The sequence below is a fragment of the Saccharopolyspora rectivirgula DSM 43747 genome, from assembly GCF_000497205.1.
GTDB classification, from domain to species: domain Bacteria; phylum Actinomycetota; class Actinomycetes; order Mycobacteriales; family Pseudonocardiaceae; genus Saccharopolyspora; species Saccharopolyspora rectivirgula.
In genome coordinates, this window is sequence record NZ_AYJW01000086.1 from 1 (window position 1) to 13,616 (window position 13,616).

The following is a 13,616-nucleotide window of genomic DNA, read 5'->3' on the forward strand; positions in this document are numbered from 1 at the left end:
CTTCGACACGTCGGAGACCAGGTTCGGCTCCTGGGACCGGACGGTCCGGTGCTGTGCGATTTGGACTCGATGTGCGTGGGGCCGCCGGAGTGGGATCTGACCCCGATGGCGGTGGGCCGGCTGCGGACCGGGCAGCCTCCGCAGCGCTACGAGGAGTTGATCTCCGCCTACGGTTTCGACGTGACCGCGTGGGCGGATTTCCAGGTGCTCCGCGAGCTGCGGGAGTTGAAGATCACGGTGAGCGGTTTGCCGATCTCGCGCAGCAATCCGCGGGTGCGGGAGCAGGTGCAGCACCGGTTGCGCACCATCCGGGAAGGCGATCTGGTCACGCAGTGGACTCCCTACCGCTGATCGGGAGTGCCCGTTGAGTGGAAAGTGGGCGACGAATAGCGCTCAATTAGTTATCGTCCGTGATGACTCATCCGGGGCTGTTGACCGGACGAGTGATCGTGTCCGCTGAGCGGGGGAACGGACGGCAACAGGTGGGACTTGTGGACATCGCATCGCGCTGGCTGCTCGGGCGGCGGCGTGAACGGGCGCTTCGGTCTGCGGAAGCGTTGGACGAGATCGTGGATTCCGAGGTGGTGCTGCTGCCCGCGCTGCCCGAGGAGCGGCGGCGGCGTGCTGCGGATCGCCTGGCGGAGCTGGTGCTGCTGAGCCAGGCCTACCGCCACTACGCCAACGGGTGGCTGTCCTGGCGGGAACTGCAACGGCGCAGCAAGGCGGTGCTGCTCCGTTTGGAGTCTTCTTCGGTCCACCGGAATGGAGCAACTCACCGAGCCTGAAAGACCGCTCGGCGATCGAGAAATTTTTCCGCTGTGCGGAAGCCTGGTCTTCTTGGCGAGCGCGCGCTGCCGGTGGGCGCGCGGTGAGGGACCGGTCGTCGCAGGCTCCGCCGATCACCGGGGCTCGGCTGCTCCGGTGGCACCGCCTCCGAGCCGGTCCGGTCGGGGCAGGAGAACCCGGCCGGTGGGAGCTCCCGGCTTCCGCGGGCGGTGGAAGGGAACCTTCCTGCCGCGCGAGGTGGAGGGGTTCCCTTCCCGGGTCCGGCTGGTGCCCGCCGGGGCGAGCGGCCGGTCAGCTCACTTGTTCGACTTGCCCAGGCGCAGCACCAGCACCGCCGCCAGGGCGAGGAGCACCAGCGCGCCAGCGATCCACGGCCACACCGGCATGCCGCTGCTGTCCGCGGTCTCCTCGGGAGCCCGCTGCGCGGGATCCGCCGCCGAGCCGTCCCCGTGCTGGTGCTGCGCCGGGGGTTCGGCGGCGCCGGGCCCTGGCTGGGTGAGGGTGAAGGTGAACTTGCCGCTCACCGGGTGGCCGTCGGCGGAGAGCACCCGGTAGGCGACGGTGTACTCCCCGGCCGGGCCGAGTTCGCGCAGCGGGGCGATGACGGAGTTGCCTTCCACGCGGAGGGGGCCGGTGGCCCAGTCCCCCCCGTCCGGTCCGGTGATGGTGACGGTGTTGAAGTCGGGCTGGGCCGGCTGGTCGAAGGTCAGCCGGATTTCGGTGGGGGCGGTGCTCAGCTGCGCACCTTCTGCCGGGTCGCTGTTGACCAGCGTGTTGTGCGCGGCCGCTGGACCGGCCAGTCCCAGCAGCGCGGCGAGTGCCAGGACGGTGACTGCGATCGAACGTTTCACGACTGTGCCCTCTTTTCGCGGGTCCGTGCCCGTGGTGACTTCGTCGGTGGCGAACTGCTGCCGCCGGACGTCCGTGCGCGGACGCGGAGGTGCCCCGGCCTGGTGCTGTCCGGGGCGGGGGACCGCGGCCGGAACAGCCCGGTGGGGCTTCGCCACGGCCAGGGTAGGCATGCGGAGGTGGTCGAAGGGTTGCTGCGGGCGGCCGGGAGTGTCCTGGACCATGCTCGGGCGGGGGGCGCGCTGCGGTGGCGTTCTGGTGCGATCGCCCCTCGGTCCGGCGGAGTGCTCCAGCCCACGTTTCGATCGCTTTTCGATCGCTTTCCGCGAAATGGTGCGACCACCGCTGCGGAACGGCATTTCGCGAAGCGCAGCAATCCCGGGACAATTTGTGCGACAAAAGCGGCGCGCAATTTGTGCAACAGGTTTCTTGCTTTTTTCGGAAGAATGAGTTATTCGCGCGCGAGCGCAGATGCCGCCCTGCGAAAAATGACGAAATGACAACGATTGCGCGATTGCGGGATCCGTTCCACCGGGATTTTCGGCGTTCGGGGACGTGTTGGAATTCGCGGCCGAGTGGCGGATGCCTGATTGCGCAGCGTAGTCAAAGTGGTCGCGTTTGCTTTCGCAAACGATAGCGGTGCGTGTTCACAGGTCGGTCGCACACTCGATTGCACCGAACGGGGGTTTGACTACGAAGAGTGTCCGCACTTCTTGTTCGGTTCAGCGGCTTCCGGCTGGCTTCGGGGCTTCGGTGTCGGTCGGGCGGGTGGGTCGTCAGCGGAGTGCGCCGCCCCGGCCTCTTGTCGCACGCCCCGCTTTGAGCTGGGAAAATGTGGAAAACGTAGCCTTTGGGGAGGGGGTAGCCCCTACAATGTTCGCTGGCCCGCGCTCGTGGAGGGCGGACGCGGGGCCGGCACTGGCCGTCTGAGCGGTGTCGGTCGCGGCCGCTTTCCAACCCCTGTGGAGTGACCCGTTGTGGCGAGATTCGCTACGCGCGGTGATGTCACCCCGGTGGTCGGTGGCTGATGGAGGTCACGGAGCGCGTCCGATGATCGGGTGGTGTGAACGTCACACCGGCCATGCCTGAGTGTCGGTTCGGCCACGCCCTGCATTGATGCTCTTGCCTTGGCTAACCCGGCTGGGTCACGGTCTATAGGTTGCAGGCGATTCGGAGCAGGTGGCCCGCAGTGGGCTTTGCGCGGGCTCGGGGGTTCTAGATCGTCGTAACCGACGACAGAGAGGAGGGGGGCGTCGCCAAAAGTCGGCGCCGAAGCCTGTGTCGACCGAAACAGCTCACGATGCGGAGCCCGAAAAGGGGCAGTCCGCCGGGTCAGCGGAACAGTTGAGACCGAAGCGGCCGAAGACCGACCGGGTCGTCTTCGGGGCGACCGCGCTCATCATGTTCGCCCTGGTGATCTGGGGCATCGCAGGCACGGAGTCGCTGAGCACCACGTCCTCCGAGATGCTGGACTGGCTGCTCGCCAACACCGGCTGGGGCTTCATCCTGGCGGCGACCGGGTTCGTCATCTTCGGTCTCTACCTCGCCTTCAGCAAGTACGGCAAGATCCCGCTCGGCGCGGACGACGAGGAACCGGAGTTCCGGACTTCGTCGTGGATCGCCATGATGTTCAGCGCCGGCATGGGCATCGGGCTGATGTTCTACGGCGTTAGCGAGCCGCTGAGCCACTTCGTCTCCCCTCCTCCTGGATCCACCCCCGGGGAGAGCGACGAGGCGCTGCGCACCGCCATGGCGACATCGCTGTTCCACTGGACGTTGCACCCGTGGGCGATCTACGCGGTCGCTGGTATGGCCATCGCGTACAGCAGCTTCCGCCACGGCCGCAAGCAGCTGATCAGCGGTGTTTTCCTGCCGCTCATCGGCAAGCGCAACGCCGAAGGCCCGCTCGGCAAGCTGATCGACATCCTGGCCCTGTTCGCCACGCTGTTCGGCTCGGCGACCTCGCTGGGCCTGGGCACGCTGCAGATCCGCAGCGGGATGCAGGCCACCGGCTGGATCGGCGAGGTCGGCACCGGCTTCCTGGTGGCCATCATCGCGGTGCTGACGGTGTGCTTCATCGCCTCCGCTGTGTCCGGGGTCGCCAAGGGCATCCAGTGGCTGTCCAACATCAACATGGTGCTGGCGGCGCTGCTGGCGATCTTCGTGTTCGTCGTCGGACCGACCGTGTTCATCCTGGACCTGCTGCCGACCAGCGTCGGTGCCTACCTGTCCCAGTTCGGCGAGATGTCGTCGCGGTCCGGGGCCATCGGCGGTGAGGAGATGCAGAGCTGGCTGGCCAGCTGGACCGTCTTCTACTGGGCGTGGTGGATCGCCTGGACGCCGTTCGTCGGCATGTTCATCGCCCGGATCAGCCGGGGCCGCACCATCCGCCAGTTCATCGGCGGCGTGCTGCTGGTGCCCAGCGTGGTGAGCGTGGTCTGGTTCGCGATCTTCGGCGGCGCCGCCATCGACAGCCAGCGCAGCGGCAACGACGTCTACGGCGACGGGTCGGCCGAGGCGCAGACCTTCGACGTGCTGGGCCACCTGCCGATGAGCGTGATCGCCTCGGTGATCGTGATGATCCTGGTGGCGATCTTCTTCGTCTCCGGTGCGGACGCCGCTTCGGTGGTCATGGGCACCCTGTCCCAGCGCGGGTCGATCGAGCCCAGCAAGTGGGTGGTCATCTTCTGGGGTGCCGCCACCGGTGCCGTGGCCGCGATCATGCTGACCATCGGCGGCGAGGACGCGTTGAGCGGCGTCCAGAACCTGACGTTCATCGGTGCGCTCCCCTTCGCCGTCGTCATGGTGCTGATGTGCCTGGCGCTGATGAAGGACCTGCGCAGGGATCCGCTGGTGCTGCGCGAGGCCAAGGGCGCGGAGGTCCTGGAACAAGCCGTGATCGCCGGCAGCGAGGCGCACGACGGCGAGTTCCAGCTGGTCACCGAACCCGCTGAGAAGGGCGGGGAGACAGCTGGGGGCGAGAAGAAGTGACGAGTCGTGCCGGGTGGGCGCGCACCGCGTCCACCGCAAGAGCTCGTGGGCCGTTCCCGGCGGGGACGGCGGAACTGCACAGGGCGCACGTGATCGGCACCGGAGCCGGCCAACCCGGCTTCCGGAACCGTCCGGGCGCGACCGACTCCCGAAAGGAGGGAGCGCCGTTCGTTCGGCGCTGAAGCCTGTGTCGACGGAATTGTTGGAAAGATCGGATAAAAAGCCCGAGCCGACGAGCACCAAGCTCGTCGACCAGCCCGGTCGGATGGACTGGGTGGTGTTCGGCATCTCCGCGATCGCCGCGGTGGCGTTCATCGCCTGGGGCGTGCTCGGGACCGAGTCGCTGCAGTCCTTCGCCAGCACGGCGTTGGAGGTGCTGGTGCGCGACGGCGGGTGGGTGTTCACGCTCGCCGGCACGGCGTTCGTGGTCTTCGCCCTGTGGTTGGCCTTCAGCAAGTACGGGCGCATCCCGCTGGGTGAGGACGACGAGCGGCCGGAGTTCCGGACTTCGTCGTGGATCGCCATGATGTTCGCCGCCGGTATGGGCATCGGCCTGATGTTCTACGGCGTCAGCGAGCCGCTCACCCACTTCACCAGCCCGCCCCCGGGCAGCGTGGAGGCGGGCACGGACGCCGCGCTCGGGACCGCGATGGCGACGTCGCTGTTCCACTGGACGCTGCACCCGTGGGCGATCTACTCGGTGGTCGGTCTGGCCATCGCCTACGCCAGCTACCGGCGCGGCCGCAAGCAGCTGATCAGCTCGGCGTTCGTGCCGTTCTTCGGCAAGCGGGCTTCGGAGAGCCCGGTCGGCCGGATCATCGACGCGCTCGCGGTGTTCGCGACGGTGTTCGGCACCGCTGCTTCGCTGGGCATCGGCGCCACCCAGATCGCGGCCGGGCTCACCCAGGTCGGCTGGGTCGATTCGGTCGGCAACACGCTGCTGGTCGGGATCATCACGGTGCTGATCGTCACGTTCATGATCTCGGCGGTCTCGGGCGTGTCCAAGGGCATCCAGCTGCTGTCCAACAGCAACATGCTGCTGGCCCTGCTGCTGGCGGTGTTCCTGTTCTTCGTCGGCCCGACCGTGTTCATCCTCGACCTCCTCCCGCTGTCGGCGGGCTCCTACCTGTCCGAGTTCGGCGAGATGATCTCCCGGACCGGCGCGGTCGGCGGCGAGGAGATGCAGAGCTGGCTGTCCAGCTGGACGATCTTCTACTGGGCGTGGTGGATCGCCTGGGCCCCGTTCGTCGGCATGTTCATCGCCCGGATCAGCCGGGGCCGCACCATCCGCCAGTTCATCGGCGGCGTGCTGCTGGTGCCCAGCGTGATCAGCCTGGTCTGGTTCGCCATCCTCGGCGGCACCGCGCTGCACCAGGAGCGCTCGGGAGCCGGCCTGGCCGACGCCGGCGGGGCCGAGGAACAGCTGTTCGAGGTGTTCCGGAACCTGCCGCTGACCGGGGTCGCCAGCGTGCTGGCCATGCTGCTGATCATCAACTTCTTCGTCACCAGCGCCGACTCGGCGTCGGTCGTGCTCGGCTCGATGTCGCAGCGCGGCAGCGCCAACCCGAACAAGTTCGTCGTGGTGTTCTGGGGCGTGGTGATCGGCGGCGTCGCCATCGTGATGCTGCTGACCGGCGGCGAGGACGCCCTGAGCGGGCTGAACAACACCACGATCATCGCGGCCTCGCCGTTCGTGGTCGTGGTGCTGGCGATGTGCATGGCGCTGGTCAAGGACCTGCGCAGCGACCCGATGGTGCTGCGCGAGGCCAAGGGCGCGGAGGTCCTGGAACAAGCCGTGATCATCGGCAACGAGGAGCACGACGGCGAGTTCCAGCTGGTCACCGAGCCCGTCGAGAACAACGGCACTGAATCGGAAGGCGAACCGGGAGACAGCGGCCGGTGAGTTTGCTCGATTACGTCGCTTCCCGGTGGCAGCAACTGCTGGTCGATTCCTTCCAGCACGCCAGCATGGTGCTGCAGTGCATCGCGCTGGCGACGGTCATCGGCGTCCTGGTCGGGGTTGCGGTCTACCGCAGCCCCGCCGGGTCGGCGATCGCCACCGCTCTTTCCAGCGCGATCCTGACCATCCCCTCGTTCGCCCTGTTCGGGTTGCTCATCCCGGTGCTCGGGCTGGGCGTGGCGCCGTCGGTGGTGACGCTGGTGCTGTACGCGCTGCTGCCGATCGTGCGGAACACCATCGTCGGGCTGTCTACAGTCGACAAGTCGATCGTGGACGCGGCCCGGGGGATCGGCATGAGCCGGCTGGGCGTGCTCACCAAGGTGGAACTGCAGCTGGCCTGGCCGGCGATCCTCGCGGGGATGCGGGTGAGCACCCAGATGCTGATGGGAATCGCGGCGATCGCCGCCTACGCCAAGGGGCCTGGGCTGGGGAACCTCGTGTTCAGCGGGCTTTCCCAGCTGGGCGGGGCGAACGCGTTGAACATGGCGCTCGCCGGAACTCTGGGGGTGATCGTTCTCGCGCTGCTGCTCGACGCGGTGTACGTGCTGGTCGGGCGGCTGACGACTTCGAGAGGTATTCGTGGCTGACAAAACCAAGCTCGACGCGGTTGCCGGTGGACACGGGGTCGAGATCCGGCTCGAAGAGGTGTCCAAGCGCTACCCGGGCCAAAAGCTGCCGGCGGTGGAATCGGTGACCATGACCATCCCCGCCGGGGAGACGGTGGTGCTGGTGGGGCCCTCCGGTAGCGGCAAGACCACCACCATGCGGATGATCAACCGGCTGATCGAGCCGACCTCCGGCAAGATCACCATCGGTGGCCAGGACGTCATGCGGCTCCACCCCGACAAGCTCCGCCGGGAGATCGGGTACGCCATCCAGCAGACCGGGCTGTTCCCGCACATGACGGTCGCCGAGAACATCGGCATGGTCCCCAAGCTCGTCGGCTGGAGCAAGAAGCGGATCACCGAGCGGGTCGACGAGATGCTCGAGCTGGTCAACCTCGACCCCCACGAGTTCCGCGGCCGGTACCCCCGCCAGCTGTCCGGTGGGCAGCAGCAGCGGGTGGGCGTGGCCCGGGCCCTGGCGGCGAACCCCCCGGTGCTGCTGATGGACGAGCCGTTCGGCGCGGTCGACCCGATCACCCGCGGGGTGCTGCAGGACGAGCTGATGAACCTGCAGGCCGAACTGGGCAAGACGATCGTGTTCGTCACCCACGACTTCGACGAGGCGGTCAAGCTCGGCGACCGCATCGCGGTGCTCGGGGAGCGGTCGAAGATCCTGCAGTACGACACCCCGGAGGCGATCCTGGCCAACCCGGCCGACGACATGGTGGCCGGGTTCGTCGGGGCCGGTGCCGCGCTCAAGCAGCTCACCCTGCGCCGGGTGCGGGAGATCGAGCTGACCGAGGTGCCCACCGCCACCGTGGACGAGTCGCCGGCGGTGCTGCGGGAACGCCTCGGCAACCGGCGCGGGGCCATCGGGCTGGTGCTGGACCGCCGGCGCCGCCCGCTGCGCTGGACCAACGCCCGGGACGCCGGTGCGGTGACGGCGCTGGAGCACGCCGGTCGCCCGGTGGAGGACACCGTGTCCAAGGCGTCCACGTTGCAGGACGCGCTGGAGGCCATCCTCACCGACGACGACGGGCTGGCCGTGGTCACCGGTTCCCGCGGGGAGTACGCGGGCGTGGTGGACATCGACACCGTGATGAACACGATCAAGGAACTGCGGGAAGAGCACGCCGCCGACGACGTCGAGGTCGTGTCATGAGCAGTCCCGTCACGACCGGGGTGGACCGGGGTGACCGGCTGCGGTTGTTGGCGCAGCCGGTGGCGGTGGTGCTGCTCGTCGGCGCCGTGCTGGGCTACGCGTTCAGCCAGGACCTCGACGAGGTCACCGCCCGGAGCATCAACTGGACGAACATCCTGACGCTGACCTGGGAGCACTTCTGGCTCAGCTTCGCGGTGGCCATGATCGTCCTGGTGGTCGCGGTGCCGCTGGGCGTGCTGCTCAGCCGGCCGGCGGCGCGCCGGATCGCCCCGCTGGTGATCGGTCTCGCCAACATCGGCCAGGCGGCGCCTTCGCTCGGCTTGCTGGTGCTGTTCTTCCTGCTGACCGGTGGGATGACCGGTTTCTGGATCGCGGTGCTGCCGATCGCGGTGTACGCGCTGCTCCCGGTGCTGCGCAACACGATCGTCGGACTGCAACAAGTGGACAAGTCCCTTGTGGACGCTGGTTGTGGGATCGGCATGCCGGCGTCGATGGTGCTGCTGCGGATCGAACTTCCGCTGTCGGTGCCCTACATCCTCGCCGGCCTGCGCACCGCCCTGGTGCTGGCGGTGGGCACCGCGACCCTGGCGGTCTTCGTCGGGGCCGGCGGTCTCGGGGAACTGATCGACACCGGGTACAAGCTGAACAACTGGCTGGTGCTCAGCGTCGGTGCCGTGCTGTCGATGGCGCTCGCGCTGCTGGTCGACTGGCTCGGCGCGCTGGCTGAGACGTACCTGTCGCCGAGGGGGTTGCGATGAGGCTGTCGCGCCGAGGCGCGCTCAAACTGATGACGGCGGCAGCGGCGGGCACCGTGCTGAGCGGCTGCGGGCTGAGCTCCGGTTCGTCGGTCCCGCTGCGGGTGTCGCCGGGCTCCATCCAGCCGGTGCCGGAGCTGGAGGGCGTGACGATCACCGTGGGGTCGAAGGACTTCACCGAGCAGATCCTGCTCGGCTACCTGGCGCAGTTCGCCTTGGCGGCCGCCGGGGCCGAGGTGCGCGACCTCAGCAACATCATCGGTTCCTCCAGTGCGCGCAACGCGCTGGCCAACGGGCAGATCGACGTGCTGTGGGAGTACACCGGGTCGTCGTGGATCAGCTACAACGGCAACACCGACCCGATCCCCGACCCGAAGGCCCAGTACGAGGCGGTCCGCGAGCAGGACCTGCAGCGCCACGGGATCGCCTGGACCGCGATCAACTTCAACGTGGACAACACCTACGCGTTCGCGGTCAACCAGCAGAACGAGGAGCAGCTGGGGGTCAGCAAGCTCTCCGACATCCGCCGGGTGATCGCCGAACGACCGGAGCTGGCCACGTTCTGCGTGGACTCCGAGTTCGCCAGCCGCAACGACGGCATGCCCGGGGTGGAGCAGACGTACGGCTTCAAGGCCGACCCGGCCAAGGTGAAGACCCTGTCGTCGGGCTCCATCTACCAGGCGACCGCCAACGGGACGTGCACCTTCGGCGAGGTGTTCACCACCGACGGGCGGATCGAGGCGCTGAACCTGACGGTGCTGGAGGACGACAAGCTGTTCTTCCCGCGCTACAACCTGGGCGTCACGGTGCGGGCCGAGACGCTGGAGCGCTACCCGCAGATCGGGGACGTGCTGCAGCAGGTGTCGTCCCGGCTGGACAACGCCGAGCTGATGAAGCTCAACGCGCGGGTGGACGTCTACGGCGAGGACCCGGCGGACGCGGCCCGCGCGTGGATGGTCGAGCAGGGCTTGGTCCGGATGCCGGAGAGCTGACCACCGCTAGCGGCGGACGCCGAACCTGCTGAGCAGCTCCTCCTCGATCCGGTCGAGTTCGCGGTGCACGCTGCGGTGGGCGGACCGCCGGCGCCCGGCCGGCATCCGCTCCGCGGCGCGCACCGCGCTGCTCAGCTGGTCCAGGCGGGCCAGGGTCTGCTCGGCGTACTGGTCCGCCTGCGGGTCGGCCGCCCCGGTCTGCACCTGCAGGTCCCGCAGCGCGGCGGCGTCCCCGGCGAGCCGGGCGTGCAGCTTCGCCCCCTTGCCGGTGAAGCTGCCGATGTCGTCCACCGGAACGCCCAGGCGTCGGGCGCGCAGCCGGTCGTAGCGCTCCCGGACCGCCGCGGTGGCGCTCCAGACGACCGGCGCGACGGCCGGGCCGACGATGCGGAGGACCTTGATGACCCGCTTCGCGTTGCCCGGGGTGATCCGCCCGAGTTCCCCCTTCTTGGCCGCTTTGGCCTGTTGCTTCGCGGTCTTCTGCTCGATCTTCGCGGTCTTGCGCTCGGATTTGGCGGCTTTGCGGTCTGCTCGGTCCAGCTGGGCCGTGCGCGCGCCTGGCCGTTTCAGGAGCTTCGCTCCCGCGGTGCGTTTGCTCACCTGAGCTGACACCTCCCCCTGTGCGGACCGGCTGTGCGGCCACTTTAAGCCCGATTCCGGTGTTTCTCGACACGCAGCGGATTCGTTCGAACACGTGGCGCAGCGATCCGGGTGCTCCTCGCGGGGGGACGCTCCGGAACCGTCGGTCGCACGGCATACCCTGCAGTTGTGGACAACGTGCTGCTCGACGCCAGCGTGGTGACGCGCTGTCGGCGACGCGTACATCTGGAACACGATCCGGCGATGGTCGACGAACCGCAGGCCCCGCTGGATCCAGGTGTCGAGCAGCGCATCGCGGACGCCGCCGCGCACCGCCAGCGGATCGCCAACCGCTTGGGCGAGCTGCTGGGCGCGGACTGGACGGGGATCGCTCGGGTGCCCGAACACCTGCGCGCCGAGCGGACGCTGGAGGCCATGCGGGCCGGGTACCGGTTCATCTCCGGCGCCCAGTTCCCGGCCGACCCCGGAACCGGCCGGCGCGGCGGGGTGGACTTGCTGGTCCGCAGCGGTGACGGGTACATCCCGGTGCTGGTGGTGCGGCACAAGATCACCGACCCGGGGCGGGGGGCTCGGATGTCCCCGCTGACCAACCCGGTCCCGGAAGCGGCCCAGGTCGACCAGACCCGGAAGGTGCGTCCGCAGCCCCGCGACCAGTTGCGGTTGGCGCACGCCGTCCGGATGCTGCAGGCCCTCGGGATGAGCGCGGGCGAGCGGACCGGCGGGGTCATCGGCGTGGACGGCGACGCGGTGCTGTGGCACAACCTGCAGATCCCGAGCTGGCCGGGTGGGCGCAACGCGCTGGAGGAGTACGACGCGCGGTTCGCCGACCGGTTGGCGGTGGCCACCGCGGCCGCCACCGGGGGTGAACCGCTGGCGCAACCGTCCCGGATCAACGCGTGCAAGAGCTGCCCGTGGCGGCTCACCTGCGAGGAGCAACTGCGCGCCACCCGCGACGTCTCCCTGGTGGTGCGCGGTGAGGACGCCACCGCGTTGCGCAGCGCCGGAGTGTCCACCGTGGACGACCTGGCGCGGTTGTCGGTGGCGGAGGCCCGGGAAGCGCTGGTGTCCTCCTCCCGCGCCGCGGAAGCGGTGCTGCTGGCCAAGGCCTGGCAGGCGGGGGTTCCGCTGGTGCGCCGGGTGGAGGAAGTGCGGGTTCCCCGGGCGGACGTGGAAGTCGACGTGGACATGGAGAGCTACGCCGACTCCGGGGCCTACCTGTGGGGTTGCTGGTTGTCCGGGGCGGACATCGGGCAACCGCACGGCTACCGGGCGTTCGTCAGCTGGGACCCGCTGCCGTCCGACGACGAAGCCCGGTCGTTCGCAGAGTTCTGGACCTGGTTCAGCGCGGTGCGGCGGCGGACCCGGGAACTCGGCCTGACGTTCCGCGCCTACTGCTACAACGAGCTGGCGGAGAACCGCTGGCTGCTGGCTTCCGCGGAGAGGTTCGCCGGCAAACCCGGCATCCCGACGGTGGAGGAGATCCGCGAGTTCATCTCCTCCGACGAGTGGGTCGACCTGTTCGCCCTGGTGCGCGACCAGTTCTTGTGCCCGAACGGCAAGGGGTTGAAGGTGATCGCCCCGAGCGCCGGGTTCTCCTGGCGGGACGCCGAGGCCAGCGGGGAGAACTCGATGCGCTGGTACCGGGACGCGGTCGGCTTCACCGGTGCTCCGCCGGTGCTGTCGCAGCGGGAACGGCTGCTGCAGTACAACGAGGACGACGTGCGCGCTACCTGGACCGTGCGGCGGTGGATGACTTCCGACGCGGTGCTGCAGATCCCGCACGCCAGCGAACTGTGACCGGGGCTGCCGGTCGACCCGGCAGCCCGCTGGCCCGGATCACCGGGGCGCCATGCGCAGCGCACCGTCCATTCGGATCACTTCGCCGTTGAGGTAGTCGTGCTCGATGATGTTGATCGCCAGCTGCGCGTAGTCCTCCGGAGCGCCGAGCCGCTTCGGGAACGGCACCCCCTCGGCCAGTCCCTTGCGGTACTCCTCGCTGACCGTGGCCAGCATCGGGGTGTCCACAATGCCCGGAGCGATGGTCATCACCCGGATGCCGCGGGAAGCCAGGTCCCGGGCCGCCGGGAGGGTCAGGCTCGCGACGCCTCCCTTGGAGGCCGCGTAGGCGGCCTGCCCGATCTGGCCTTCGAAAGCGGCCACCGAAGCGGTGTTGACGACCACCCCGCGCTGGCCCTGCTCGTCCGCCTCGGTCTTGCCGATGGCCTCCGCGGCCAGCCGCAGCACGTTGAACGTGCCCACCAGGTTGACGTCGATGACCTTGCGGAACAGGTCCAGGTCGTGCACGCCGCTCCGGCCGACCACGCGGGCTGACGGGCCGATCCCGGCGCAGTTCACCACGATTCGCAGCGGAACTCCGGAGCCGGAGGCCTGGTCGACCGCGCTCTGCACCTGGTCGGCGTCGGTGACGTCGGCGGCGGTGTAGGTGATCCCGTCCACGGCCGGTGCCTTGGCCACCACGTCCGGCAGGTCGATGGCGAACACCCGGGCGCCTCGGGACGCGAGTGCGCGCGCGGTGGCCGCGCCCAGTCCGGACCCACCCCCGGTGACTATCGCTGCGGTGTCAGTGATCAGCATCTGGTCCTCTCGCGGTCGTTGCGGTCTTCCCGGCATGTCTAGCACCCCGGGGTGCCGCTTGACCAGCGGTGGCGCTCGTCCGCGGGCCGGGCGGGCCCGAGCTCCGAGCGAGGTTCCGGGCGCTTTCCGCCGCCGTCGGGAATTCGCCGGAATCGCGAACCCCGAATCGGAAATGTGAAACGATTTTCATTGATCGGAAGGAACGACGGAGGGGAACAGGGGCATGTTCGCGCGGCGGATCGTTGTGGTGGGCACGGGGTATGTGGGGTTGACGACGGGGGCGTGCTTGGCGTCGCTGGGGCATCGGGTGGTGTGCAGCGA

Annotated in this window: 12 protein-coding genes and 1 pseudogene; 10 read left to right on the forward strand and 3 right to left on the reverse strand. The window is 68.9% G+C overall.

The annotated features are described in order from the left end of the window. A pseudogene (locus SREC43747_RS0117550) lies at window positions 1-351 on the forward strand (aminoglycoside phosphotransferase); the annotation flags it as partial. A 140-nt stretch (window positions 352-491) separates the two neighbouring features. Beyond that, the gene (locus SREC43747_RS19950; RefSeq protein ID WP_236623257.1) at window positions 492-785 is read left to right on the forward strand and encodes a hypothetical protein; all 294 of its coding nucleotides are present in this window, start codon (window positions 492-494) and stop codon (window positions 783-785) included. A gap of 297 nt (window positions 786-1,082) precedes the next feature. On the opposite strand, the gene SREC43747_RS0117560 is transcribed toward SREC43747_RS19950, so the two are convergent. After that, on the reverse strand, window positions 1,083-1,808 hold the full coding sequence (locus tag SREC43747_RS0117560; RefSeq protein ID WP_081722669.1) for a copper resistance CopC family protein: 726 nt from the start codon (window positions 1,806-1,808) through the stop codon (window positions 1,083-1,085). Between the two features lie 1,171 nt (window positions 1,809-2,979). Here SREC43747_RS0117560 and SREC43747_RS0117565 point away from each other — a divergent pair. The 6 genes from SREC43747_RS0117565 (at window position 2,980) to SREC43747_RS0117590 (ending at window position 10,100) form a co-directional block, all read left to right on the forward strand. Next, entirely contained in the window at window positions 2,980-4,626 is a 1,647-nt protein-coding gene (locus SREC43747_RS0117565) for a BCCT family transporter (protein ID WP_029722656.1), read from the forward strand. Window positions 4,627-4,891: 265 nt separating this feature from the next. Then, complete coding sequence (locus tag SREC43747_RS0117570) at window positions 4,892-6,529, forward strand: BCCT family transporter (RefSeq protein ID WP_029722657.1); 1,638 nt, start codon at window positions 4,892-4,894, stop codon at window positions 6,527-6,529. Further along, window positions 6,526-7,173: an ABC transporter permease gene (locus SREC43747_RS0117575; protein WP_029722658.1), complete on the forward strand. Its 648-nt coding sequence runs from the start codon at window positions 6,526-6,528 to the stop codon at window positions 7,171-7,173. The genes SREC43747_RS0117570 and SREC43747_RS0117575 overlap by 4 nt, the downstream gene beginning before the upstream one ends. Then, window positions 7,166-8,353 (forward strand): ABC transporter ATP-binding protein, encoded by a 1,188-nt coding sequence (locus tag SREC43747_RS0117580; RefSeq protein ID WP_051388127.1) that lies wholly within the window; start codon window positions 7,166-7,168, stop codon window positions 8,351-8,353. The genes SREC43747_RS0117575 and SREC43747_RS0117580 overlap by 8 nt, the downstream gene beginning before the upstream one ends. Beyond that, the gene (locus SREC43747_RS0117585; protein ID WP_029722660.1) at window positions 8,350-9,111 is read left to right on the forward strand and encodes an ABC transporter permease; all 762 of its coding nucleotides are present in this window, start codon (window positions 8,350-8,352) and stop codon (window positions 9,109-9,111) included. Before SREC43747_RS0117580 ends, SREC43747_RS0117585 begins: the two co-directional genes overlap by 4 nt. Further along, entirely contained in the window at window positions 9,108-10,100 is a 993-nt protein-coding gene (locus SREC43747_RS0117590) for a glycine betaine ABC transporter substrate-binding protein (protein WP_051388128.1), read from the forward strand. Before SREC43747_RS0117585 ends, SREC43747_RS0117590 begins: the two co-directional genes overlap by 4 nt. 6 nt (window positions 10,101-10,106) lie before the next feature. On the opposite strand, the gene SREC43747_RS22055 is transcribed toward SREC43747_RS0117590, so the two are convergent. Continuing rightward, window positions 10,107-10,700 carry a DUF6474 family protein gene (locus tag SREC43747_RS22055; RefSeq protein ID WP_306413801.1) on the reverse strand — a complete coding sequence of 198 codons (594 nt, stop codon included), beginning with the start codon at window positions 10,698-10,700 and terminating at the stop codon, window positions 10,107-10,109. Window positions 10,701-10,877: 177 nt separating this feature from the next. Here SREC43747_RS22055 and SREC43747_RS0117600 point away from each other — a divergent pair, with 177 nt between their 5' ends. Then, a complete protein-coding gene (locus SREC43747_RS0117600; protein WP_029722664.1) occupies window positions 10,878-12,497 on the forward strand; it encodes a TM0106 family RecB-like putative nuclease in 1,620 nt (539 codons plus the stop codon). Window positions 12,498-12,536: 39 nt separating this feature from the next. Here the strand turns inward: SREC43747_RS0117600 and SREC43747_RS0117605 are convergent, their stop codons facing one another. Beyond that, window positions 12,537-13,295 (reverse strand): SDR family NAD(P)-dependent oxidoreductase, encoded by a 759-nt coding sequence (locus tag SREC43747_RS0117605; protein WP_029722665.1) that lies wholly within the window; start codon window positions 13,293-13,295, stop codon window positions 12,537-12,539. Between the two features lie 223 nt (window positions 13,296-13,518). Between SREC43747_RS0117605 and SREC43747_RS20735 the strand changes: the two genes are divergently transcribed. Beyond that, window positions 13,519-13,616 (forward strand): hypothetical protein (locus tag SREC43747_RS20735; RefSeq protein WP_152528459.1); only part of this gene is annotated, 98 nt, incomplete at its 3' end.